21 protein-coding genes and 1 pseudogene are annotated in these 25,066 nt (G+C 61.2%); 13 read left to right on the plus strand and 9 right to left on the minus strand.

The window, feature by feature from the left end; all coding sequences use genetic code 11:
• Positions 1-31 precede the first annotated feature (31 nt).
• Positions 32-1,438 (minus strand): magnesium transporter, encoded by a 1,407-nt coding sequence (mgtE, locus tag DFR46_RS07830; protein WP_116235940.1) that lies wholly within the window; start codon positions 1,436-1,438, stop codon positions 32-34.
• A 118-nt stretch (positions 1,439-1,556) separates the two neighbouring features.
• Here mgtE and DFR46_RS07835 point away from each other — a divergent pair, with 118 nt between their 5' ends.
• The 3 genes from DFR46_RS07835 to DFR46_RS07845 are packed head-to-tail and all read left to right on the plus strand — an operon-like array spanning position 1,557 to position 3,840.
• Positions 1,557-2,582 carry an LLM class flavin-dependent oxidoreductase gene (locus tag DFR46_RS07835; protein WP_211306394.1) on the plus strand — a complete coding sequence of 342 codons (1,026 nt, stop codon included), beginning with the start codon at positions 1,557-1,559 and terminating at the stop codon, positions 2,580-2,582.
• A gap of 39 nt (positions 2,583-2,621) precedes the next feature.
• Positions 2,622-3,068: a peptidylprolyl isomerase gene (locus tag DFR46_RS07840; RefSeq protein WP_116235942.1), complete on the plus strand. Its 447-nt coding sequence runs from the start codon at positions 2,622-2,624 to the stop codon at positions 3,066-3,068.
• Between the two features lie 10 nt (positions 3,069-3,078).
• A complete protein-coding gene (locus DFR46_RS07845; protein WP_116235943.1) occupies positions 3,079-3,840 on the plus strand; it encodes an SDR family NAD(P)-dependent oxidoreductase in 762 nt (253 codons plus the stop codon).
• Here DFR46_RS07845 and DFR46_RS07850 read toward each other — a convergent pair.
• On the minus strand, positions 3,821-4,750 hold the full coding sequence (locus DFR46_RS07850; RefSeq protein WP_162843426.1) for a LysR substrate-binding domain-containing protein: 930 nt from the start codon (positions 4,748-4,750) through the stop codon (positions 3,821-3,823). The two genes, DFR46_RS07845 and DFR46_RS07850, sit on opposite strands and share 20 nt — an antisense overlap.
• Positions 4,751-5,050: 300 nt before the next feature.
• Between DFR46_RS07850 and DFR46_RS07855 the strand changes: the two genes are divergently transcribed.
• Complete coding sequence (locus DFR46_RS07855) at positions 5,051-7,363, plus strand: CDC48 family AAA ATPase (RefSeq protein WP_116235944.1); 2,313 nt, start codon at positions 5,051-5,053, stop codon at positions 7,361-7,363.
• A gap of 9 nt (positions 7,364-7,372) precedes the next feature.
• Here DFR46_RS07855 and DFR46_RS07860 read toward each other — a convergent pair whose 3' ends face one another.
• Positions 7,373-8,641, minus strand: coding sequence for an MFS transporter (locus tag DFR46_RS07860; protein ID WP_245953744.1), 1,269 nt, complete (start codon positions 8,639-8,641; stop codon positions 7,373-7,375).
• A 183-nt stretch (positions 8,642-8,824) separates the two neighbouring features.
• Between DFR46_RS07860 and DFR46_RS07865 the strand changes: the two genes are divergently transcribed.
• Positions 8,825-9,442, plus strand: coding sequence for a class I SAM-dependent methyltransferase (locus DFR46_RS07865; protein ID WP_116235946.1), 618 nt, complete (start codon positions 8,825-8,827; stop codon positions 9,440-9,442).
• Between the two features lie 19 nt (positions 9,443-9,461).
• Here DFR46_RS07865 and DFR46_RS07870 read toward each other — a convergent pair whose 3' ends face one another.
• Positions 9,462-10,625, minus strand: a complete 1,164-nt coding sequence (locus DFR46_RS07870) for a phospholipase D-like domain-containing protein (protein ID WP_116235947.1) — start codon at positions 10,623-10,625, stop codon at positions 9,462-9,464.
• Positions 10,626-10,741: 116 nt separating this feature from the next.
• Here DFR46_RS07870 and rpoZ point away from each other — a divergent pair, with 116 nt between their 5' ends.
• Entirely contained in the window at positions 10,742-11,086 is a 345-nt protein-coding gene (rpoZ, locus tag DFR46_RS07875) for a DNA-directed RNA polymerase subunit omega (protein ID WP_116235948.1), read from the plus strand.
• An 87-nt stretch (positions 11,087-11,173) separates the two neighbouring features.
• Here rpoZ and DFR46_RS07880 read toward each other — a convergent pair whose 3' ends face one another.
• A complete protein-coding gene (locus DFR46_RS07880; protein WP_116235949.1) occupies positions 11,174-11,653 on the minus strand; it encodes a winged helix-turn-helix transcriptional regulator in 480 nt (159 codons plus the stop codon).
• A gap of 243 nt (positions 11,654-11,896) precedes the next feature.
• On the opposite strand from DFR46_RS07880, the gene DFR46_RS07885 reads away from it, so the two are divergent.
• Both DFR46_RS07885 and DFR46_RS07890 read left to right on the plus strand, forming a co-directional pair.
• Positions 11,897-12,205, plus strand: a complete 309-nt coding sequence (locus DFR46_RS07885) for a CC_3452 family protein (protein WP_116235950.1) — start codon at positions 11,897-11,899, stop codon at positions 12,203-12,205.
• Positions 12,206-12,275: 70 nt separating this feature from the next.
• Positions 12,276-14,366 (plus strand): RelA/SpoT family protein, encoded by a 2,091-nt coding sequence (locus tag DFR46_RS07890; RefSeq protein WP_116235951.1) that lies wholly within the window; start codon positions 12,276-12,278, stop codon positions 14,364-14,366.
• A gap of 53 nt (positions 14,367-14,419) precedes the next feature.
• Here the strand turns inward: DFR46_RS07890 and DFR46_RS07895 are convergent, their stop codons facing one another.
• Entirely contained in the window at positions 14,420-14,752 is a 333-nt protein-coding gene (locus DFR46_RS07895; RefSeq protein ID WP_147297642.1) for an antibiotic biosynthesis monooxygenase family protein, read from the minus strand.
• Positions 14,752-15,570, minus strand: coding sequence for an isocitrate lyase/PEP mutase family protein (locus tag DFR46_RS07900; protein WP_116235953.1), 819 nt, complete (start codon positions 15,568-15,570; stop codon positions 14,752-14,754). Before DFR46_RS07900 ends, DFR46_RS07895 begins: the two co-directional genes overlap by 1 nt.
• Positions 15,571-15,664: 94 nt before the next feature.
• Between DFR46_RS07900 and DFR46_RS15040 the strand changes: the two are divergent.
• From DFR46_RS15040 to DFR46_RS07915, 4 genes and pseudogenes are all read left to right on the plus strand, one after another.
• Positions 15,665-15,787 (plus strand): annotated as a pseudogene (locus DFR46_RS15040) (LysR family transcriptional regulator); the annotation flags it as partial.
• A gap of 9 nt (positions 15,788-15,796) precedes the next feature.
• Positions 15,797-16,591 (plus strand): substrate binding domain-containing protein, encoded by a 795-nt coding sequence (locus DFR46_RS07905; RefSeq protein WP_245953746.1) that lies wholly within the window; start codon positions 15,797-15,799, stop codon positions 16,589-16,591.
• Between the two features lie 66 nt (positions 16,592-16,657).
• Positions 16,658-17,458: a tryptophan 2,3-dioxygenase gene (locus DFR46_RS07910; protein WP_116235955.1), complete on the plus strand. Its 801-nt coding sequence runs from the start codon at positions 16,658-16,660 to the stop codon at positions 17,456-17,458.
• Between the two features lie 65 nt (positions 17,459-17,523).
• A complete protein-coding gene (locus DFR46_RS07915; RefSeq protein ID WP_116235956.1) occupies positions 17,524-19,146 on the plus strand; it encodes an alkaline phosphatase D family protein in 1,623 nt (540 codons plus the stop codon).
• Positions 19,147-19,158: 12 nt separating this feature from the next.
• On the opposite strand, the gene DFR46_RS07920 is transcribed toward DFR46_RS07915, so the two are convergent.
• Together DFR46_RS07920 and DFR46_RS07925 are read right to left on the minus strand one after the other, a co-directional pair.
• Positions 19,159-20,337 carry a serine hydrolase gene (locus DFR46_RS07920; RefSeq protein ID WP_116235957.1) on the minus strand — a complete coding sequence of 393 codons (1,179 nt, stop codon included), beginning with the start codon at positions 20,335-20,337 and terminating at the stop codon, positions 19,159-19,161.
• Positions 20,338-20,500: 163 nt separating this feature from the next.
• Positions 20,501-23,722, minus strand: coding sequence for an amidohydrolase family protein (locus DFR46_RS07925; protein WP_116237224.1), 3,222 nt, complete (start codon positions 23,720-23,722; stop codon positions 20,501-20,503).
• A gap of 148 nt (positions 23,723-23,870) precedes the next feature.
• On the opposite strand from DFR46_RS07925, the gene DFR46_RS07930 reads away from it, so the two are divergent.
• A complete protein-coding gene (locus DFR46_RS07930) occupies positions 23,871-25,055 on the plus strand; it encodes an acetyl-CoA C-acyltransferase (protein WP_116235958.1) in 1,185 nt (394 codons plus the stop codon).
• Positions 25,056-25,066 lie beyond the last annotated feature (11 nt).

Raw genomic sequence — 25,066 nt, forward strand, 5'->3', positions numbered from 1 at the left:
CTATCTGGGCCGCAGGGCGCCGCCGATCAAGCTATCCCACCAGTCCGGCCGCAACCGCGAGCCCAAGAAAAGCAAGAAACCCGATGGAATCGGTGATCATCGTCACGAAAACGGAGGAGGCCACGGCCGGATCCTGATCCATGCGCTCAAGCGTTACGGGAACGAACACGCCCGCCAGGCCCGCCACCACGATGTTGACGAGCATCGCCGTGGCAATCACCGCACCCAGCAGCCAGTTTGAAAAGACCAGTCCGGCGCCGATTCCGATAAGGATGGCGATGGTCGCGCCGTTCAATGTCGCAACCGTCAGTTCCTTGCGGATCGTTCGCCAGGTATTGGATCGGGTCAGTTCGTTCATCGCCAGCGCGCGCACGGCCACGGCCATGGTCTGTGTCCCTGCATTGCCGCCGATCGACGCCACGATGGGCATCAGGATGGCGAGTGCCACCATTTCCTCGATCGCTGCGCCGAATATCGAGATGATGAAACTCGCGACCAGCGCCGTGCCCAGATTGGCGATCAACCATCGTACCCGGCCGCCATAGGCTTCGCTGACCGGCTGGTTGATATCGCCTTCGCCGGCACCGGAAAGGCGCAAAATATCCTCACCCGCCTCTTCGGAGATAATGTCGACGATATCGTCGACCGTAATCACACCCACCAACCGCCCAGAACTGTCCGTGACGGCAGCGGAAATCAGACCATATTTCTTGAACCGCAAGGCGACTTCTTCCTGGTCCATATCGACCGGGATGAGCGTCTGCTCGCGTTTCATGACATCGCTGATCAGGAACTCCCTCGGCGTACGCAAGATCCAGCTCAGCGCGCATGTGCCGACCGGATGATGGGCCGTATCGACAACGAAAATTTCCCAGAACTCCAGCGTGTCGTCCTGATTGTCGCGCAGATAGTCGATGACATCGCCAACCGTCATATTCTCGTATACCGCGACCAGTTCGCGCTGCATGACGCGGCCGGCGGATTCTTCCGGATAGGTAAGCGCTTCCTCGATAGCAGCGCGGTCGTCGGGATCGAGCGCACTGAGCACTTCGCGCTGGTCGCCGGCTTCCATATCCTCGATAATCGCGACAGCATCGTCGGTCTCGAGATTCCCCGCGAGATCCGCAACCTGCACATTGTCCAGTTGGTCGACGAGATCCTCACGAACAAAATCGTTCATCTCGGCGAGGACTTCGCCGTCCAGCAATTCGGAAAGCGCTGCAGCCAGATCCGAGCGCTGGTCACGCCCGACCTGTTCAAACAGATCGGCAATGTCTGCGGGGTGGAGGCGCCCGGCCAGCTCGCGCGCCGCCTCATCGTCGCCAGTTTCGACCGCGTCGATAACGGCATCGACGAATTCAGGCTTTAGCCGGTCATCCTTGTCGAGTTCTGTCTCTGGATCTTCGGTATCGGGAGCGTCAGCGGCAATATCACTCATGCGGCGTCCTCCCTCTTGTCATGCATCCGACGATGCAACCGGCCCGACGCCGCCTTAAACCGAAACTGATCGGCTTGTCAGCCTTTCTTCGGCACCGTGATCGGTTACTATGCGGCAAATGCCACATTATACCCTTTCCGTGCTCGACCAGTCGCCCATTTCCGAAGGGCGAAGTGCCGCCGATGCCATTGTCGATACGCTCGATCTGGCGCGCCATGCCGATGCGTTGGGCTATCACCGCTATTGGGTTGCCGAGCACCATGCGAGCCCGGCGCTGGCCGGCGCGGCACCCGAAGCCCTGATCGGGCCGATAGCGCAGGCCACCACGCAGATCCGAGTGGGGTCGGGCGGCATCATGCTGCCCCATTACTCGCCGTTCAAAGTGGCCGAAACCTTCTGTCTGCTGAGCGCGCTGGCTCCCGGACGCATCGACCTTGGTCTTGGCCGGGCACCCGGTGGAGATGGCCGGATAATGCTGGCACTGCAGCGCGACCGCAGCAGGCGCATGGCCCATGATGATTTTCCGAACAATCTTGCCGAGCTGCTCGCCTATTTCGACCAAGCTCTGCCCGAGGATCATGCCTTTGCGCCGCTGATGGACACATTGCCGTCGGGCGGCGGCATGCCCGAGCCCTGGCTTCTGGGCTCGTCGATGGACAGCGCATTATGGGCAGCCGAAGCGGGCCTGCCTTATTGTTTTGCCGATTTCATCAACCCTGACGGCGCTTCGATGACAGCCGAATATCGGGCGCGTTTCAAACCGTCTTCCCGCCTGACCCAGCCCCATGTGATGGTCGCAAGCTGGGTGATCGCGGCGGATACGGCCGAAAGGGCCGAGCGGCTCGGCAAGCCTGCAGCGATGCTGGGAGCGCTCCTTCGGCGCAATGTCCTTATCCCCGTCCCCTCCATCGAAACGGCGGAAGACTGGCTGGCTGACAATCCCTCCGCACTTTCCTCGCACCGGCGGCGGGTGATCCACGGAACCGCCACCGATGTCCATGCGCAGGTCGACACGGTTGCCGCGGAATATGGCGCGGACGAGATGATGCTGGTAAACATCATGTCCGATCATACGGCCCGGCGAGACAGTTATCGGCTGGTGGCGCAGGAATATGGACTAGCGCCGCGGGCCAAGGCTGCCTAGGGACACCGACACGCATTACCTGACCAGGAGACACTATTCATGTCCGATACGCTTACCATTTCACTCGACAGCGGCGATGTTGTCATCAAATTGCGGCCGGACCTCGCGCCGAACCATGTCGCGCAGATCACCGAACTCGCCAAGGACGGCTTTTACGACGGCGTCGTATTCCACCGGGTCATTCCGGGCTTCATGGCGCAGGGCGGCGACCCGACCGGCACCGGCATGCATGGCTCCGACAAGCCGAACCTCGCCCAGGAATTCAACAGCGAACCGCATGTCCGCGGAACATGTTCGATGGCCCGTTCCCAGGATCCGAACAGCGCCAACAGCCAGTTCTTCATCTGCTTCGACGACGCGGAATTCCTCGACGGCCAGTACACCGTCTGGGGCCAGGTAACGTCCGGGATGGAACATGTGGACGCGCTACCCAAAGGCGAGCCGCCCGCGCAGCCGGGCGTCATCAAATCGATGACGGTAAGCTAGACTCCTATTCATGGCCAATCCGGTCACTCTTGTCACAGGCGCATCGAGCGGGCTCGGCACATTGTTTGCGCGGGCCTGCGCGGCGCGCGGTGACCGGGTTGCGCTAGTCGCGCGGCGCAAGAACAAGCTCAAGGAACTGGCCAGGGAACTCGGCCCGGAAACAATCGTCATATCGGAAGATCTGAGCGACTATGACGCGCCCGAAGCGATCGTCGAGGCGATTGAGGATGCCGGAGCCCATGTCGATATCCTGATCAACAATGCGGGCTTTGGCGCGCGCGGCGCTTTTCATGAGCTGCCGATCGGCGATCAGACCGACATGATCCATGTCAACGCGATCGCCGTCGCCCAACTTTGTCACCGGGTTGTGCCGATGATGATTGCCAATGGCGGGGGCGCGATCCTCAACGTGGCATCCACCGCTTCGTTCCAGGCCGGGCCGGGCATGGCCGTTTATTATGCCAGCAAGGCCTTTGTCCTGTCGCTGTCTGAAGCGCTGCATGAGGAACTGGAGCCGCATAACATCGCCGTAACCGCCCTTTGCCCGGGACCGACCAAGACGGAATTCGCCGAGCAGGCCGATATGGCCGATACGAAATTGTTCTCCAGTTTCGCAGGCGATCCCGAATCCGTGGTTGCCGCAGGCCTGAAAGGACTTGCCAAAAACAAGGCGATCGTCGTCCCCGGCGCGGTCAACAAGGCAATGGTCCAATCCAACCGGCTGACCCCGCGCAGCGTGAGCCGCGAAATCGTCAAGCTGTTACAGCAATAGCCTCGCTCGCTGGCGGTTGACCGCTTGCCTGGCGGCACACCCGGCTGAACAGCCAGTCATGGAATTGCCGGATCGGCTTGCGCCGCAATGCCGAGCGGCGGCAGGAGAACCAGTAGCTGTACGGGCTCTCAACCGCTGTATCGAACAGGCTGCCCAAGCGATCGTCGGAAGCGTCGTGCAGATGCGAATCGAGCATGAAGGCAACACCCAGCCCCTGCGCCGCCGCGTCGAGCATCAGCTGGCCGGAATCGAAATGATCCTCCGCCGCGGGTTCGAGATTCGGATAGCCGATCGCGTTGCGCCAGAAATGGAAGGTTTCCGGCATATCCCGGTGCAGAAGGATCGTCAGGCCGGCGATCTGCTCGGGCTCGACAACGGGAGCCCCACGCAGCGCGAGACCGCGCGCAGCAATCGGGGTGATGATATTGTGATCGATCTTGCGCGAGTAGAGCCCCGGGTCGATCGACTGGGCGAGGGTGATTGCAGCATCCAGCCCATCGCCAAGCCGTGCTGTCCCATGCGCCGCAGTATCAATGTCGATATGAAGCTCCGGATGCATCTGGCGCAATTCCGGCAATTTACCAATCAACCGCTGCGAAGCGAAAAGCGGCAACACACCGAGCTTCAGCCGGACAAGATCCGCCTGCCCGGTAGACACCTCGATCGCATTGGCAAGATCGTTCAGCGGCGCCGAAACACGCGCCAACAAAGCCTCGCCGTCCTCCGTCAATACCATCGCATGATGACGGCGCTCGAATAGCGCCCGGCCTAGAAAATGCTCAAGATTCTGGACCCGGCGGCTGAGTGCGGGCGAAGAAAGGGACAGTTCCTCTGCCGCAGCCTTGACCGACCCCAAGCGAGCAACTTGCACAAAGGCCTCAATGGCGGTCAGCGGCGGCAATCGGCGCATGAACTGGCTCCTTCCGGTTCACAATCCCATATCCGGTGTCACGGGGAGGTGAGTTGCAATAACTGCAATCCTTAACAAGCTTTTCGCATTTGCACAATTGCATTTTGAAACCCATTTAGGCGGGGCCTTACAGGCATCCTCTCCTAAGACCTTCGGGTCGGCCACCCCCCCTCTCCGGCCGACCCGATTTTTTTTGGCCGATTGCCAACCAGCCCGAAAATCGAGATTTGCCGGCCGGAGACGGTTCGCAAGAGCAGCGTCAGCACCTATGTAGGACTTCGTCACAGAAACGGAGTTCCCATGGCCGACGCCGAAACGCCCCCCGTTACCGAAGGCCACAAGCTGCAAGTCGCCAATGCGCGGCCGGAAGATTCCGGACGGGGACTTGCCCGTATGTCGCGGGAAACGATGACGACGCTCGGCCTAGCGGAGGGCGATGTCGTGACGATAACCGGAAAACGCACAACACCCGCTCGCGCGGTTCTGCCCTATCCGGACGATGAAGGGCTTGCGATCCTGCGCATTGACGGGCTTCAACGCGCCAATGCCGGCGCCGGGTCCGGCGATTTTGTGACTGTTGAAAAGGCCGAATCGAAGGCCGCAAAGCGCGTTATATTCGCGCCCGCCCAACGCAATCTGCGGCTGCATGGCAATGCCGAGGCCCTGAAACGCAGCTTCGGCATGAAACCGCTCACCCAGGGCGATGTTGTTGCGACCGCCGGGCAGCGCCCGGTCGACCAGGCCGGAATGCCGCCCCAGCTGCGCCAGATGATGAACGCGCCGGCCTATGCATTGCAGGAAATCCGGCTCCTCGTCACGGCGACAACGCCCAAGGGCATCGTCCATATTGATGCGAACACCGTTGTCGAACTGAAAACCGAATATACCGAGCCTACCGAAGCGCGCCGCGCCGATGTCACCTATGACGATCTGGGCGGGATGGGCGAAACGATCGACCAGGTTCGCGAAATGGTTGAGCTGCCGCTCCGTTATCCCGAGCTTTTCCAGCGCCTCGGTGTCGAACCGCCCAAGGGTGTGCTGCTCCATGGACCGCCCGGAACCGGCAAGACCCTGCTGGCACGCGCCGTGGCCAATGAAAGCGACGCGGAATTCTTCCTTATCAATGGCCCGGAAATCATGGGTTCCGCCTATGGCGAGAGTGAAAAGAAGCTCCGCGAAATTTTCGAGAAGGCCGCCGAAGCCCAACCATCCATCGTCTTCATCGACGAGATCGATTCGATCACGCCGAAGCGCGACAAGGTTGCCGGCGAGGCGGAGAAGCGGCTTGTCGCGCAGCTGCTTACATTGATGGACGGTCTGCAGAAACGCGCAAACCTCGTCGTGGTGGCCGCCACCAACCGGCCGGAAGCGATCGACGAGGCGCTGCGGCGCCCCGGACGGTTCGACCGCGAAATTATCGTTGGCGTACCCGATGAGCGCGGACGGCGCGAGGTCCTTGCTATTCATACCCGCGGCATGCCGCTGGCCGAAGATGTCAGCCTGCGCGATCTTGCGCGGCAAACCTACGGCTTCGTCGGCGCGGATCTTGCCGCGCTGACGCGCGAAGCGGCGATCGAGGCCGTGCGGCGCATCATGCCGAAACTCAATCTCGAAGACCGCACCGTCCCGACTGAAGTTCTCGACGAACTGTCTGTCGATCGCCGCGATTTCGAGGAAGCGCTCAAGCGCATCCAGCCTTCCGCCTTGCGCGAGGTAATGGTGCAGGCGACCAACGTCCGGTGGGACGATATCGGCGGGCTGGACGAGGTACAGAAACGCCTGAAAGAAGGCGTGGAACTGCCTCTCAAGGATCCGGACGCATTCCGGCGTCTCGGCATCCGCCCCGCGAAAGGGTTCCTGCTGTACGGGCCACCGGGCACGGGCAAGACCCTGCTGGCCAAGGCCACGGCGCATGAATCGAACGCCAATTTCATCGCCACCAAATCATCCGACCTGCTTTCCAAATGGTATGGCGAGAGCGAGCAGCAGATCGCGCGACTCTTTGCCCGCGCCCGGCAGGTTGCACCCACCGTGATCTTTTTCGACGAACTGGACAGCCTTGTCCCGGCGCGCGGCGCGGGCCTCGGCGAACCGCAGGTCACCGAACGGGTGGTAAACACAATCCTGGCCGAAATGGACGGGCTTGAGGAGCTGCAATCGGTTGTCGTGATAGGAGCTACCAACCGGCCCAACCTGATCGATCCTGCGCTGCTCAGGCCCGGGCGGTTCGACGAGATGGTCTATGTGCCGGTTCCCGAGGAAGCGGGCCGCCGGCGGATCCTAGCGATCCATACCTCAACCATGCCGCTCGCGGACGATGTCGATCTCGATATACTGGCCGGGCGGACGGACAGGTTCACAGGCGCCGATCTTGAGGATTTGACGCGGCGCGCGGGGCTATACGCCTTGCGCCGGTCGATAACGGCGGAAAAAGTCGCCATGATCGATTTCGAAGCGGCGCTGGGCGATACCCGGGCCAGCGTCACCGGCGAAATGGAACGTGAATATGAGTTGATGGCGGCCAAGCTTAAACAGGATTCGCTCGCCATCAATCCGATCGGCTTCATTTCGCCCGGCATGCTGAGCCCGACAAATGAAGACAAGCATGAATAGGATCCGAGCCTAGTCTTCCAGCTTGAACGCTGCCCAGATTGTGAGGATTCCGAAAAGCGCGGCGCTGATCAGGAAGGGTAGCGGCATCGACACGCCGTAGATCAGCACCCCAAGCGCCGGTGCCGCGACAAAAGCGGCGCCGTTGACCGAAGCGACCATTCCCGCAACTTGGCCCTGCTCGGCGCGGTTCACGGCCAGCGACGCGCCGCTGGTAAAGCCGGGGCGGAAAAGCCCCATTCCCAGCGATGCGATTGCGAAGCCCAGGGTAATACCGTGCAGCGTCGTCCCCAGTGCCGTCACCACACAACCGGCGGCTCCCAGCACAAAGCCCCAGATAACGAGCCTTTTCGGCGGAACCTTCAGTTGCGGTATCAGACCCCATTGCGCGAGCAGTGTCGCGCCCGCGCCAGCCATGAGCACAATCCCGATCGCCTGCTGCGCCTCACCAAGAGGCACCGACATGCGGTCGATCACGAGGAATCCGATGACACCGAGAATGGCCGCATGGCCGTGCCCGCCCAGAACGCCGATGAGCAACCAGGGAAAAATGCGCCGATCGCGCCATCGCAAGCGTCCGGCAGGAGCATCGTCATCATCGTCATCGTGCGCCGGCGCGGATGCAACGGACAGGCCGCCGATGGACGGTTCGCTGGAAATTGTGCCCCGCGCCTCATGCTGCGGCGTATCGCTAGGCAAGAGGAATGTAAGCGCCAGCCAGACCATGCAGCCGAGAAATGCAAAAACAATCAGCGGTCCGGCAAGTCCGCCTTCGATCGGCATGACAAAGGCAGGGGCCAGCGCCGGGCCAAGTATCGTTCCCAGCCCGAAAGAGGAGGCGATGACCGAGAGGGCCGCGGTGCGGTTGTCCCGGTCTGTCCGCGCGGCGACATAGGCCTGAACGGCTGGCGGTGCCGCCGAACCGAACCCGCCATACAGGCTGCGCGCGGCGGCAAAAATTAGGAAAGTCGTCGCTGGCAGCAGCCACCCGGTCAATCCCAGCCAGAGAATGACGCCGCAGATCGCCATCGACGATATGAAGCCCAGGGTACCCAGCAGCATCAACGGCTTACGGCCGCGGCGATCTGACTGTCGCGCCCAGTATGGCGCCATCAACACCCAGAGCAAGGCCGACCATGTATAGGCGAGTGAAACCCAGAAATCGGGAATGTCGAGCGCCCGGCCGATCGTCGGCATTACCGACTGCATTGCCGTGTTGCCCGCCGCTGCCGTGAGCATGACGAGGAACAGGACCACGAACCGGTCCCGACGGATCTGCATATTCGGTGCGCCGGCCATCAGGAGGACCGAGCCACCAAAAGGGCCACTACGTCATTCACATATCCGGTTTGCATCACCTTCCCTTAACGGCAACCATGCATATGCGATAGTCAGCAATGGCTTGCCATCGGGCCGGGCATTTGCGAACGCATGTCCGGCAATTTCCCAGGATAAATAAAACGCATGACTGATACCGCTTCCGAAGCAACCGAGCGCGAAACCGCCGCCAGCGGGCCGGGCGCGCTCGCCCTGTTTTTCAAAGGATTCCTGAAACATCCGGTGATGGTGGGGTCGATTATCCCGTCTTCCAAGTCGCTCATCAGGCAGATGCTGGCACCCGTCGACTGGGAAAACACCAAGGTTTTCGTCGAATATGGGCCGGGTGTAGGGACCTTTTGTCGGCCCATACTCGAGAAACTTCGCCCCGATGCCGTCCTGATCGCGATCGATACGAATCCCGATTTCGTCGACTATCTGCGACGCGAAATCCGCGATCCACGGTTCCATGTCGTGCTAGGCTCAGCCGCGGACGTCGAATCGATCGTTGCGGAAAAGGGCTTTGAAAAGGCCGACTATGTCGTTTCGGGCCTGCCCTTCTCTACCCTGCCGGACGGCGTAGGTGACGAGATCGGCAAGGCGACGGGCCGCGTCGTCCGCCCGGGCGGCGCGTTTCTGGTGTATCAGTTCTCGCCCAAGTGCCGCGACTATATCGTGCCCAACTTCGATCGGGTCGACAGGGGCCGGTCATGGTGGAACATCCCGCCGGCGGTCCTGTTCTGGGGCTGGAAGAACGAAAGCTAGCCGGCGTTCCCGACTGGCTTCACTGGCCGTCAATCCCGAAATTCAGACGGCGCGAGACATTATAGTCGAGCACCGCCATCAGGAAATAGGACAGGCGCCCCTTGATCCGTGTCCACAAGGTCTGGCTGCGGGCATAGTCTTCTGCCGTGATGCGCTTGCAGTCGACAATCTCGTCATCCACGAAATTGCGTATCGATGCAGCGAAACCTGCATCGCGGACGCGCAGCATCACTTCCAGATTGAGATACAGGCTGCGAACGTCGAAGTTGGCGGAACCGATATAGACGATATCGTCGATCACGTAGAGCTTGGTGTGCAGCATCATCGGCTGATACTCATACACTTCGACTTCCGGCAGCAAATAGCGATAGCGGTTGCGTGCCGCGGCAATCGTCACATTATTGTCCGACTTGGCCGCTGTAATTACTCGCGAACGCCCCAGCCGGGCAGCCCGGCGGATCGGCCGTAAAGACGGCGCGTAGGGCGCGAAATAGGCGGCGATAACATCAATCATCGCACCGCCGTTCAGATCATTGCGAAGCGTCTGGCCCCATGGGCTCAGCTCTCGCGTGGGCCCGCCGAACAAGAGCCGGACATCCCCATCCTGCTCATGATGGCGCAGCAAGATTTCGCGCAAATCCTCCATCTGGGAGCGCGGATTTCCCGACCAGCGAACGATATCGTCAAAATAATCGGCCAGACGGGCGGCCGCCGGCCCCTCGACTTTCAGCCCCAGGTCGCGCCAGCCTTCGGTGCGATAGGCCGCAAAATAACCTTGCGCGACATTGAAACCTCCGATCATGGCCAGCCGGTCGTCGGCGATCGCCATTTTCTGATGGTTGCGCAAAAGGTACCGGCGACTGCGCTTGGGTTCATAACGGCAAAAGATGCAGTCTGTTTCGGCCAATGGCGCAAAAAAAGCATCGCTGGCCTTGGCGCTGCCGAAACCATCGACCAGCAGCGCCACTTTCACCCCCCGCTTGTGAGCAGCCACCAGCGCGTCGCGCACGCGAATGGACGCGGAATCCTCGAGAAAGATGTAAAAGAGCAGTTTGACGCTTGTCCTGGCATCGGTGATCAGCGCGATCAGGGCCTCGAGCCGCTCCGGACCTTCCGACAACAGGTCGAAACGGTGCCCGGCAACGTCCGGCAACGGGTAGTGGGGCCTTTCCTGATCTGCCATGGACACGATTCTAGGCTGCATATGCCCCGCGCCGCAAGCGGGAGAATTTCTTGACAATCCGCGCGCCCGGACCTATTTCGCCGCCTTTCCCGTATTGCTGACAATTGGAACAAGCCATGGCGCGCGTTACCGTCGAAGATTGTGTCGACAAGATTCCCAACCGTTTTGATCTGGTCCTGCTCTCGGCCCAGCGGGCGCGTCAGATTTCGGGCGGCGCCGAGCTGACGCTTGATCGCGATCGCGATAAAAATCCGGTCGTCGCGCTGCGCGAAATTGCCGAAGCGACTATCAAGCCGAAGCATCTTGAAGAGGCGCTGGTGCAAAGCCTGCAGCGGGTTCAGATCGACGATGAGGAAGAAGCCGATGAAGTCGGTTCGCTGTCCCAGTCCGCCGAAGCGCTGCGCCTTACGGCCTCCGCCCCGCCTCGCAACACGAATGTCGCGGCCGATTACGAAGGCTAATTCGCTTTCCGGACGATCAAACAAAAAGGCCCGCGCATTGCGCGGGCCTTTTTGTTTCTGCATCCCAACGATTCCGGCTAGCAGTTTCTATTCGGCGGCTTCGGCAACCACATCGCTCTGATCGACCCATAACAGGTCGTGCCAGTCGAGCGGCCGACCGTCATGCGCGTGCACCCGGATAGTCTGGACAGGCTGACGATCGCGTTCGTCGCACAATACCGGGTTTGAGGGCACGCCCGTGCCCCATTTTTCGCCCCATTGCCTAAGCGCGATCATCGTCGGCAGCAGCGATTCGCCCTTTTCGGTGAGCTTATATTCGATCTTGCGACGATCATCGGGGCATGGCTGGCGCTCAAGGATTTCGCTCTCCACGAGCCGACCGAGCCGGTTGGCCAATATGTTGCGCGCGATGCCGAGATTGGACTGCATTTCCTCAAAATGTTTGAGGCCATTGAAAGCCGCGCGCAAAATCATAAATGACCAGCGCTCCCCCATCGCTTCCAGCGCACGGGGAAGTCCGCATTCATCATCGCCAATATCGCCAAGTGGTTCGGTTAGTTTGCCCATAAGAGTTCAGCCTACTGCAAAACGGTGGATTCGCAAAATCTATCTACCTCGACTAGTTTTTAGTTGCAACTTAAAACTGATTCGACTAAGTAGTGATTCGCAACCTAAAGCGAAGGCCCCGAATCATGCAACAGATCCTGACCGCACTTCTCTCGTTCGTAGCTACCACAGCGCTGTTCATGGCAACCGCCGCATAAGCAGCGCGACCTAATCCTCCCCTATTGTCCAAGAAAGACGAATATCATGCAACGCACCCTCACCCTTCTCCTCTCCCTCGTCACTGTCGCCTTCCTGTTCACCGCCACCGGCGCACAGGCGCGTACCGTCTACCAGGCGACGCTGGCCGAAGCGCCGAGCGACCGGGTTCATGTGATCCGCAGAGCCCCCTGGGTTTGCGACGGCAATAGCTGCGCCACCGATCAGGCCCGCAGCGGGCCGGCCAACACCTGCTACTCCGTCGCACGCGAACTCGGCACGCTGGTATCCTTCTCGGCCGACAATGAAGCATTGACCGAAGAAGAACTCGCCCGGTGCAACGAAGCTGTAAGATAATTCCCGCTTCAACCGGCCCCAAAGCCACTAATTTGGTTGCAATATCCCAGCACCCGGCCATCTTGGCCGGGTGCTGAGACAATATGAACTGATCGAACAGGTCAAAAGCTATGACCCGGAGGCCGACGAGGCCCTGATCAACCGCGCCTATGTGTTTTCGGTCAATGCCCATGGCACGCAAAAGCGCGCTTCCGGCGATCCCTATTTCAGCCACCCGATCGAAGTCGCCGGCATCCTTACCGATCTGAGGCTCGACGACGAAACGATCGCCACCGCGATCCTCCACGATACAATCGAAGATACCGTCGCCACGCAGGAAGAGATTGAGCGGCTGTTCGGCGAGAATGTCGCGCGCCTGGTTGACGGCGTTACCAAGCTTTCGACGATCGAGGCCCAGTCCGATACCGAACGCGCGGCCGAAAATCTGCGCAAATTCCTGCTCGCCATGTCAGGCGACATCCGCGTCCTGCTCGTCAAGCTGGCGGACAGGCTGCACAATATGCGCACGTTGCACTTCATCAAGAATGACGACAAGCGCCGCCGCATCGCGCGCGAGACGATGGATATCTATGCGCCGCTGGCCGAGCGGATCGGCATGTATGAATTCATGAAGGAGATGCAGACGCTGTCCTTCCAGCATCTCGAGCCCGACGCATGGGAGTCGATCTCGACCCGTCTCGACCGGCTCCGCGAAGGGGAAGGCGCCACCATTATCGACCGGATCGCCGAGGAGCTCAAAATTGTGCTCGGCAGCCATGGTGTGGACGCGGATGTCACCGGGCGGGAGAAACACCCCTATTCGATCTGGCGAAAGATGGCGGAGCGCCATGTTTCCTTTGAAACGCTGACCGACGTGATGGCGTTTCGTGCAATCGTTCCGGATGTCGCCGCCTGTTATCAGGCGCTCGGCATCCTGCACGAAAAGTGGCACATGGTTCCCGGCCGGTTCAAGGACTACATCTCGACGCCGAAACGCAACGGCTACCGATCCATCCACACCTCCGTCCAATATGGCGAAGACCGACGGATCGAGATCCAGATCCGCAGCAAGGCGATGCACGAACAGGCCGAACATGGCCTGGCTGCCCATTGGAGTTACAAGCAGGGAGACCGGCCGGACGGCCAGGCCGGCTGGATCCGCGACCTGATCGAGATTCTCGAAACCACCGACAGCCCCGAAGAGCTGCTCGAACATACCCGCATGGCGATGTACCAGGATCGGATCTTCGCCTTCACGCCGGCTGGCGAACTGATCCAGCTGCCCAAGGGCGCAACGGTCGTCGATTTCGCTTTCGAAGTGCATACGGACCTCGGCAGTCAGACGGTTGGCGCAAAGGTGAACGGCCGGGTCGTGCCGCTGCGGACCCAGCTGGAAAATGGCGATCAGGTGCGGATCCTGAGATCGGACAACCAGCATCCCGATCCCGGCTGGCTGAGCTTTGTGGTCACCGGCAAGGCGCGGGCGGCGATCCGCCGTTTCGTCCGCCAGAAGGAAAAGGAAGAGACGATCTCGCTCGGCCGGAAACTGTTCGACCAGGTTGTCGCGCGGCTGCCGGCGCCGCTCGGCCGCGGAGCCACCAAGGCGGCGCTCCAACGCCTGAAGCTGGCCAAGGAAGACGCGTTGATGGAGAAAATCGCGCGCAAGGAAATCGACGATCGCGCGCTGATGGAAGCCCTGATGCCGGGCATGGGAAGCGGAGACCTGCACAATGTCAGGCCGCCGACCGGCCATGCGATTTCGATCAAGGGACTGACACCGGGGGTCGCCTTCCAGCTTGCCGAGTGCTGCCACCCGCTCCCCGGGGACCGGATCGTCGGCATCCGGCGCACTGGCAAGGATATCGAGATTCACACGATTGATTGCGACACGCTCGCCGACGGCAATGACGCCGACTGGCTGGCGGTCAACTGGGGCGACGGTTCGGATGGCGGCACGGCGCAGCTGCGGGTCGTGCTCAAGAATGAGCCCGGTTCGCTTGCGGTGATGGCCGGGATATTCGGCACACATGGCGCCAACATCATCAATGTGAAGCTGGAAAATCGCGATGGCAGCTTTCACAGCTTCTGCGTCGATATCGAAGTGCATGACCGGGCGCACCTGATGCGCATCGTGGCGGCCCTGCGCGCGGCCGAATGCGTCAGCCAGGCGGAGCGGATCTAGGGCCTCTCGTCAAATCTCCTCGTCACTCCGCATCCATGCAAATTCCAAGGGACCTACTCTTCGAATCCATAGTCACGCTCGACCAGGGCAATTCTTGTGATGCAGTGGCTAAACCATTTCTTCCCAAGCTGCTTTGCCCCGCAATGCCCCTCATGGTGGCGCCAGGTTTCAATCGATCCGAGTGAACGCCAGTAGGAGATCGCGATTGAAAAATCCGTTTCCATCATAACCTCCCACCCCAGGAAACCGTCAATCGTCTCAGCCTGGGCGTACAGAGCCAGGCCAAGGCTCACATGGCGGTGAGGATCGTGCTTTTTGCCAAGGGATGCCGTTGTCGTAACCGAATAATATGGCGGCGCTGGCGTTTTCGCCGGCTTTCTATCCATCAAGAAAGCCTTTCGGATATCGCGCCATATGGCATGGCTGCGGCCAGCGCATCAAAATTTCCGTCTTTCAAAATGGCCTCCATCGCGCGCACAACCTCGCCATAGGCAAGCCGGGCATAGGCGCTGCCGATACTCAGCCGGGCCACGCCAAGATCGCGAAACGCATCGAGATCTGGCATGGTTCCGGACAGCCCCACAACAACGTTCACCGGTCGATCGACCGAGGACACGACGCTTCGAATATCTTCCGGGTCGGTCAATCCAGGAGCATAAAGAACATGGGCCCCCGCATCCTGATACGCCTGCAAGCGTGCGATCGTGTCGGCCAGATCGGGTCTGCCTGCGAGATAATTCTCCGCCCGGGCGGTGAGTGTAAAATCGAACGGCAGGGAGCGCGCGGCCTCCATCGCAGCTTCGATCCGTTCAACCGCTTGTCCCGTCTCGTAGAGCGGCGCCCTGGCATCATAGGTTGAATCCTCGATCGAGCCACCGACAAGCCCCGCCGCACCGGCACGCCGGATCGTTTCGGCAACAGAACCAGCATCGGCTCCAAATCCGTTCTCAAGATCGCCGCTAACCGGCAAATCGGTGGCCGCCGCGATAGTGCGCGCGTTCTCCAGGATCGCGTCGCGCCCGGTTTCGTTGTCGACCTTGCCAATGGAAAAGGCGAAGCCGGCACTCGTCGTGCCGATCGCCACAGCGCCAGCACCTTGGAGCAGCCTTGCCGAGCCGCCATCCCAGGCATTTGCGAGAACAAAAGGTTCTCCGGTCTCGTGCAGCGCGCGAAAGGCCCGCCCTTTCTCGACAAGTGTCTTCATCAGCAATCTCCTTCAAGTTCAGGGATGGAGTAGACCGTTCGCCCAATTGCATCTACCGCATGAAATGCGAAACACTATTGCGGAACACGCATAAATGAATTTGACCAATCTCGAGATCTTCAGCGAGGTTTTCTATTCCGGGAGCTTCAGCGCCGTCGCCCGGCAGCGCGGCGTTTCCCCATCGGCCATCTCCCGCGCGATTGCAGCGCTCGAAGCTGATCTGGACATGCTCCTATTCTATCGCACGACCCGAAATATTGCGGCGACCGAAGCCGCCACGTTGCTTGCCACTCAGGTGGAAGAGCCGCTCGAGGCGCTGCGCTCGATCCGATCAAGGGCGGCTGATGCCGGGGATGAAGTTTCGGGAAAGTTGCGAATATCCGCATCACACTCATTTGGAATCAAATGTCTGGGCCCGCATCTGGCAGATTTTTCAGACACCTATCCAGGGATCACGCTGGATATCACGCTCAATGACCGGATCGTTGACATAGTTGGCGAGCGATTTGACCTTGCCATTCGCCACGGCCCGCTTCCCGATTCCAGTTTGATTGCAAAACCGATACTTCAAACGCGCTATTTCGCCTGCGCCAGCCCGGAATGGCTGCAACGGAACGGTCGACCGGAAGCGGTGGAGGAAATCAGCAAACTCGATTGCCTGATATTTCCGTTGCCGGGCTTTTCGAGCGTCTGGCGATTCAGATCTTCCACGGGCAAAGAGACAGAAGTGCCCATTTCATCGACCATGTCGGCAAATAGCGGACTCATACTTCGGGAATATGCACTCCACGGGAAAGGCATTGTCCTGCTGAGCGACTGGTTGATCGGCGAGGATCTATCGACCGGGAGGCTGATCGACCTTTTCCCCGACATGTTAGCCACGCCGACCAATTATCAAACCGCAATTTCCGCCGTTTATCCGAATAGAAAGCATATGCCCAAGAAGGTGTCGGCATTCATATCGTTCATTCGGTCCCGCCTGTCTGCCAAAGAGCCGGTGGCGGCCGGTTCGGAATCGTGAAACTGCGCTCTCGAGCGCGCTTAAATCCTCTGGCGGCACCGGGCGGGGCCAGCTAGATATCCGATCATGACACAATCATCCGAAGAAATGACCTATGGGCGCTATCTCGCGCTCGACACGCTGCTCTCGGCACAGCACCCGATATCGGGGCTGCACGACGAAATGCTGTTCATCATCATCCATCAGACCAAGGAACTCTGGCTCAAACAGATAGTGTACGAACTGGAACAGGCCCTGGCGCTGGTACGCGAGGATTCCCTCGTCCCGGCCTATAAGGGGCTGGCGCGGGTCAGCCGGATCCAGGCGGTCATGACCCTGAGCTGGGATGTCCTGGCAACAATGACCCCGGCCGATTATACGCGCTTTCGCGAAGTTCTGGGCCACAGTTCGGGTTTCCAATCCGCGCAATTCCGGCAGGTCGAATTCATGCTGGGCCTGAAGGACGGGAGCCATCTCAAGCATCAGGATGACGACAGCGCCGAACAATCGGCGATGCGGGCGGCTCTCAATGCGCCCAGCCTGTGGGATGAGGCCAACCGCGCGGCGGCGCGCGCCGGTCTCGATATCCCCGCCGAGACAACCGAACGAGACTGGTCTGCACCCTATGTGCCGAGCGAAGCCGTCGAGAATGGCTGGGCCGCAGTCTATCGGGATACCGAGAAATGGTGGGAGCTGTACCAGCTCGCCGAAAAGCTCGTCGATGTCGACGACGCCATGGCAAGCTGGCGGCACAAACATGTGGTGACGGTGGAACGCGTTATCGGCGGCAAGCGAGGCACTGGCGGAACGGCAGGCGTACCCTATCTGCAATCGACACTGTCGAAGCGCGCCTTCCCCGAACTGTGGAGCCTGCGCACGCAACTTTGACGCGGGCCGTCATCGGCTTGCAATGTGGCGCGGCAATAAGCGCCGGGAGATAGAGAGGAACAGGCATGACGATTACGATGGACAGACGGCTTCTTCTGCAAAGCGGGTTGTTCGGCCTGGCGGCCGTGGCGACGCCGGGCGCGGCCCGGCTGCTCGCCGCGCGAGGCTTCACCCACCAGGTCGCTTCGGGTGAGCCTACGCAGAATTCCGTCCTGCTCTGGACGCGCTATGTGTCCGAGGGCGAACCCGTGTTGCGGGCAGAGATCGCCGAGGATGCAGAATTCGGCAGGATCGTGGCGCGGGGGGAAACCACGGCGCGCAATGCGCATGATTTCACCGCCAAGATCGTCATTCCGGGACTTGAGCCGGGCCGCTGGTATTTCTACCGCTTCATCGCTCCGGACGGCACGGCTTCGGTCACCGGGAGAACCCGCACTCTGCCCGAAGGGCCGGTCGGCGAGTTCACGCTCGGCGTCTTCTCCTGTTCCAACTTCCGCTTTGGACATTTCAACGCTTATCGCCATGCGGCCGCGCGCAACGATCTCGACCTGATCATCCATACGGGCGACTATTTCTACGAATATGAAATGGGCAGATATCCAAGCGAGGAACAGGCCCTGGCCGGGCGCGAACTGATGCCCTCCGCCGAGATTATCGCGCTTGCCGATTACTGGCTGCGCTACGCGACATACCGCGCCGACCCCGATCTCGCTGCGCTGCACCGCAATTTCCCGATGATCGCGCGCTGGGACGACCATGAAATCGCCAACGATCCCTGGCATGGCGGGGCGGAAAACCATCAGCCGGACGAAGGCGATTGGAACGCCCGAAAACGCGCGGCCATGCAGGCCTATCATGACTGGATGCCCGTGTCCGATGCACCATGGGACAGCTATCAGATTGGCGATCTCGCCACGATCATCCTGCCCGAAACCCGTTTGACTGCGCGCAGCGAACAGCTGGATTACGCCGTGGCAGTGGGAGATGGCAGCGCGGTATCGCAGAGCCTCGCCGCGTTTCGCGACGGCCCCTGGTCGGACGAGGCACGAACAATAATGGGTGCCGAACAGGAAGCCTGGGTCGCGGCTCAATTGGCTGTCTCGACAGCGTCCGGAACCCGCTGGCAGATCCTCGGCCAGCAAGTGATCATGGGACGCACCAATTTCCCGCTGCCGCTTGCCGCCGAAATTGCCGGCAGCGATAATGCACTGGTCCGCCAGCGCGGCGCGCTTTTCGCAGCTGCGACGCAGGCGGGGCTACCGCTCAATCTCGACGCGTGGGACGGCTATCCGGCCGCGCGGACCCGGCTTCTCGCCTCCGCACAGGAGGCGGATGCGAACCTGATCGTGCTCAGCGGAGACAGTCACAACGCCTGGGCCTTCGACCTGCATCAGGATGGCGCCAATGTCGGCGTTGAAATGGCCGGACACAGCGTGACCTCGCCAGGCTTTGAGAGCTTCCTGCCGCAGATGAACCCGGAAACGCTCGCCGGCCTTCTTGTCGAAGCCAGTCCGGACCTGCGCTGGACCGACAGTTCGCGGCGCGGCTATCTGACCGTTACCCTCACCCCGGCGGAAGTGCGCGGCGAATGGCTGTTCCTGGAGACGGTGCGCGAACGTTCGGTCGCCATGGCGCAGAGCAGCACCAAGCGGGTCGAGCATGGTGCGCGGGCCTTTGCCGATGGTTGATCCCGACGGAGTCTAATTGGTCTGGAGAGTCCCGCCACTGAACAGTTCGTAGCGGCGGCGCAGATGATGGCTGACAACCTGGCCCATAACCGCCTGCATCAGCCGCTGACGCGCGGGAATGCCGACCCGCGTGTTGCCGATCAGCACAGCCACTGCATAGTTGCGGCCATCGGGCGTCGTCACGATCCCGACATCGTTATAACCGGCAACCATACCGTTGAGATTCTGACCCGTGCCCGTCTTGTGGCCGAATTGCCAACCGCTCGCTTCAGGCACACCGCCGCGCAGCCGCTGCGGCCCGGTGCGCGAAGCGCGCATCGTTGAAATCATCAGCTCGGTCGAGCGTTCGGACAGCAATTCGCCGCGCACCAGCCGGGCCAGCGCCTCGACCATGCCATTGGCGGTCGCGCCATCAACCGGATCGGCAAGGTAGCGATCCATCGCCGCCCGGCGAACGGATTGCGCCAGTGCCGATCGGGCGGAATAGAATTGTCGTCCGCGCGCCATGGACTGCCGCCAGGTCAGACCGGCAATGCCGCTCTGCAACTCGCGCTCTCCAGGCCCGAACCGCAATCCTTCGAGATTGTTGCGGGCGAAAAAGGCGCGAACGGCCTCCGGGCCGCCAGAAAGCCATAACAACCGGTCATTGGCGAGATTGTCGCTCCGCGTCATTGCCTGGGTGAAAAGCTCGCGAATCGAAGCCTGAAACCCGCCATTGCCCATCCGGGAAAGCATCGGCTGGTGAAAGACCACCGCATCTTCCGGGCGGACGCGGACCATCCGGTCGAGCGACATTTCGCCACGATCGACCTGATCGAGAACCGTCATCGCAACCCAGGTCTTGCTGACGCTTTGCTGCGGCAGGAAGCGTTCGCCATTCCAGGAGACCGTCCAGCCTTCCTCGACATCGCGCACGGCGATACCGACTTCGCCGTTAAAGGCACTGCCCAGAGCGGTAACGCTGTCGCTGAGTTGGCGCGATGGCCCGCGCGTAACCTCAACCGGTTCGCGGCGCGCCGGCTGGCGCGCCTCGGCAGGCGGCGGCGCGATATAGGGCGCACTCGATTGCGGCGTCTGGGCTGTCGCCTGCGGGATAACCCCGGCGCAACCCGCGATCGGCACGGCCAGCAATCCGGCCAGCAGCGCCTTTCGCCAAATAGGCGGTTTCCGAACGAAATTTTTCCAACGCATGACGAACCTTCCCCTCGCGAACTTCGGGCAAGCTGCGGCTCGCCAGTATTCGCTGAGTATAGGCCCTGCTTCCTTGCGCGCGAATGAGCGAACAGCCGCTACGCAACAGCGCACCGCAAGACTGAGTCGGTTCGTCGTACTCCGGCGAAGTGCAGCCCCGATACTACTCCCAGAAATAGGGCTGGCGCGTCCGATTGCCGGTGATCGTCTCATTCATCGTGACCGGATCGTACATCCGGCCGCCGATCATGACATAACGGATATCGTCGCTATTCTGGATATCGGCGGTCGGATCGGCATCGAGAACCACGAGATCGGCGAGCTTGCCCGTCTCCAGGCTGCCAATATCGTTCGCAAAGCCAAGCGACTGGGCCGGTACGATGGTCGCTGCGCGCAGCGCCTCGAGCGGGCTCATCCCGCCCCTTACGAAGCTCCACATTTCCCAATGGGCGGCGAGCCCCTCTTCCTGGCCATGGGCTCCGATGGAGACCGGCACGCCGCGCAATGCCAGCGCATGGGCGCCTGCCGCGGCTTCATCGTCGACATAATCCTCTTCCGGCGCAATCGTCCGGCGGACATTATTGGATTGCAATTGCCGGGGCGGAACATGACGGGACAGGATCGGGTGCCGCCAGACATCGGTATGCGCGCGCCAATAGGGATCGGCGGCGAGGCCGGAATAGGTCACCACCAGTGTCGGCGTATAACCGACATTGGTCTGGCTGAAGAAGCTCAGCACATCCTCATAGAGCACGGCCTGGGGGATATTGTGCTCAAGCGTCGTGTTGCCGTCGGCAATCAGCGCCATATCCATGCCGAAGAGCGAGCCGCCCTCCGCCACTACGGCGATATTCTGCTCGATCGCAGCGGCCACGACCTGCTGGCGCTGTTCACGCCGCGGCTGGTTGTAATTCTTGATGCTGTGCGCGCCCTGCGCCTGTAGCCGGCGGACATGGTGCCGGGCATCTTCAAGACTGTCGATCTGCGCATAAACGCTTGGTGCGCGGGCACCATAGACGATTTCGCCGGTCGAGAAGAGACGCGGCGCAAGGATCATCCCCGCCTGCTGCATCTCCGCTGCCGAGAAAAACTCGCTCGACGATGTCGAGGGGTTGTGGACCGTCGTCACCCCGAAGGCGAGATGGGCGATGGTGTGCCAGTTCTGCTGCGGCACGATATCGTCCGTGCCCTGTGGCCCGTGCGAATGGGCGTCGATATAGCCGGGCACGATGGTTGTCCCGGCCATATCAACGGTCTGGTAGCCCACCGGGATCGCGGTGGAGCTGGCCGGACCAACGGCGGCAATACGGTCCCCGTCGATCACGATCGTTCCGTTTTCGATGATGCCGCCATCCTCGCTCTGCATGGTCACGATCCGCGCGCCGGTCAGCGCAACCCGGGTATCGGGCCGCGCAGCCTGAACCGGTATGGACAGCGAGACGCCGCTTGCCGGAGGGGTGAAGGCCGGGCGCTCCTGGCCTTCTGCGGGCGGAGAAGTCGGGAAGATCGTACTCGCCGCAGCCGAATAGAGTGTCGGTCCGAGCGACCAGTTCAGCCTGTCCCCACCATTGCTCCAGCTCAGATAGCTGGCGCCGTCGCCGCTCACCCGCACAATCGGCAGGGTCGTCGCATCGGATTTGAGCTGCATGTCCTGCGCACCCGGCAACATGGGGACGACAAACGCCTGGTAATTCTCGGTAAAGGCAAGCGATCGGCCATTCGGCGCGACTTCGTAACTGGTGACCAGGTCACCCGTCGCATGAACGCGGCGATCGTTGCCGGACAGATCGACGCTGATCAGCCGCTGCTTGCTCTCTTCATTGACGGTCAGGAATATCCGGTCGTTACCTGCTCCGAATTGCGGATTGCCGCCCGTGTCGGTTACGCGCCGCGCTGCCCCACCGGCGGTGGGGACCGCATAAATCCCGGCCCGCTCAGACCAATCACCCGAGGTCAGGAAACCGCCCTCGCCCTTTTCAAACACAATGGTGCCGCCATCGGGCGAGAAACGCGGCCGGCGATAATGGCCGGGCTCGCTGGTTACGGCCCGGTCGCCGCTGCCATTGGCGTTCATCACGCGCACCTGGCCAAGGCCGTCATCGGTCCAGCGAATATAGGTTATCCGCCGTCCGTCACGCGACCAGCTCGGGAAAAGCTCGAACGCCTCCGTCTGGCGAGTCAGCCGGCGCGGCGTGCCATTGGCGGTATTGCGGACATAGAGACGGCCCATGCTCTCGAACACGACCTGTCTGCCATCCGGCGATACATTGGCGAAGCGCGGCATGCGCGTCATGAAGCTGTCGGGCGCGACTTCGACGGACGGGCGCGGCGGATCGATAACATCGCGCGTGCCCGTCACCCGGAACGGAATCGTCTGCGCCTCGCCGCCATTCACCCCAACGCGGCGAATCTCGCCGCCGGCCCAGAAAACGAGGCTCTGACTGTCCGGCGTCCAGTCGATGCGCGGATAGGTCCCATAGACCGACCAGGTTTCCTGCATGTCGCGGTCGAGCTGGTCATAGACGCGCCGCTCTTCGCCGGTACGCAGATCCTTGACATAGAGCACCGACTGGGTGCGTTCGCGCCGGACAAAGGCGATATAGCGGCCATCGGGCGAAGGACGCGGATTGAGGCCGCTGCCGGGGCCGTCGACGACCGTCTCGCGCTCTCCGGTTTCCATGTCATAGCGTTCGATGGCGAACAGCTGCGTATTGGAATCCTGCGCATAGATGAACTGGTTGCCTGGCGTTGTGTTGCGGCTGAAATAGACACTGCTGCCATCGGGCGAGAAAACCGGCTCGCCAAGATCCTTCTGCAAGGCCTCATCAGCGCGCTCGACCAGCGCCACGCCGGCACCGCCGGAAACATGATAGAGCCAGACCTCTCCTGTACCGAGCGAACGCTGGGTCGTGAAATGTTTGCGCGCGACGACATATTGGCCATCGGGAGACCAGTCCGGCTGGTTCAGCAGGCGAAAGCTCTCATTGGTCAGCTGGCGCATATCGCTGCCATTGCTGTTCATGATCCAGATATTGTCGCCGCCGCCGCGATCCGAGGTAAAGGCTATGCGCGTACCGTCGGGCGAAAACCGGGGCTGTGCTTCCCAGGCAAGGCCGGTGGCGATCGCGGTTGCCGTTCCGCCGGTGATCGGCATGGTATAGATATCGCCGAGCAGATCGAACGCGATCGTCAGCCCGTCCGGGCTGACATCCACATTCATCCATGTCCCTTCGGCCACATCGATATTCACCTGCCGCGTCGGCAGAGGCGGGTTGTTGACGTCCCACTCGGCAGCCTCGCCCGCAGCATCCTGCGCTATCGCCGGAGCGCCAAGCGTTAGTGCCAGCGCGCTGGCTGCGAATTGGAATAATATGGCCCGCGACATGGTGTTCCCCTCGAAAATATTGTTGCGGCGATAGCTAGCATAAAGGGGCAGATATGAAAGGTTGGACGTCGGCTCTGGAAAGCCGTTCATCGAAGGACTAACTGGTGAACACAGACCTTGTCGCACAACGAAAAGAGAGAATTCTGTCATGACCGCCGATCCCATCGTCATCTCCTCCTATGCTCGCACCCCCATGGGTGGCTTCCAGGGCGCCTTGTCCGCCGTCGAAGCACCGGCGCTGGGTGCAACAGCCGTTCGCGCGGCAATCGATCGGGCCGGGGTTTCCGGCGACGATGTCGGGCAGATTCTCATGGGCTGTGTTCTCCCCGCAGGTCTAGGCCAGGCCCCTGCCCGTCAGGCCGGGATGGGCGGCGGTCTGCCGATTTCCACCGAAGCCACCACCGTCAACAAGATGTGCGGCAGCGGTATGCAGGCGGCAATCATGGCGCACGACGCACTGAAGGCCGGCACTGCCGACATCATCGTCGCGGGCGGCATGGAGAGCATGACCAATGCACCCTATCTGATGCAGAAGCACCGCGCAGGAGCGCGCATAGGCCATGATGTGATGAAGGATTCGATGTTCCTCGACGGACTCGAAGACGCCTATGACAAGGGCAAGCTGATGGGCGCCTTTGCCGAGGAAGCCGCGCAGGAATATCAATTCACCCGCGAAAAGCAGGACGATTACGCCATCGAGAGTCTCGCCCGCGCCAATGCGGCTATCGAGAGCGGCGCATTTGACGGCGAAGTGGTCCCAGTCGAGTTCAAGACCCGCAAGGGCAGCGAAACCGTCACAACCGACGAACAGCCCGGCAACGCCCGGCCCGACAAGATCCCGACGCTGAAACCAGCCTTTGCCAAAGATGGCACGGTAACGGCGGCCAACGCGTCATCGATCTCGGACGGCGCTGCCGCTTTGGTGCTGACGCGTGAAAGCGTGGCGAACGATAAAGGCATGCCGGTCAAGGCCCGGATCGTCGCCCATGCGGCCCATGCCCAGGAACCCGGAAAATTCACCTCCGCCCCCGTCCCGGCGATCCGCAAGGCGCTCGACAAGGCCGGCTGGAGCATCGACGATGTCGATCTGTTCGAAGTCAACGAGGCCTTTGCCGTGGTAGCCATGATCGCCATGCAGGAACTCGGTATCCCGCATGACAAGATCAACGTGAATGGCGGGGCCTGCGCGCTCGGCCATCCGATCGGCGCATCGGGCGCACGGATCATGGCGACGCTCCTGAATGCTCTGGAAAAGCGCGGCCTGAAACGCGGCGTCGCCAGCCTGTGCATCGGCGGCGGCGAAGCCACGGCGATCGCGGTGGAGCTGGTTTAGGAGATTTATTT

It is taken from the genome of Parasphingopyxis lamellibrachiae (assembly GCF_003385775.1).
In the GTDB taxonomy this organism is placed as follows: domain Bacteria; phylum Pseudomonadota; class Alphaproteobacteria; order Sphingomonadales; family Sphingomonadaceae; genus Parasphingopyxis; species Parasphingopyxis lamellibrachiae.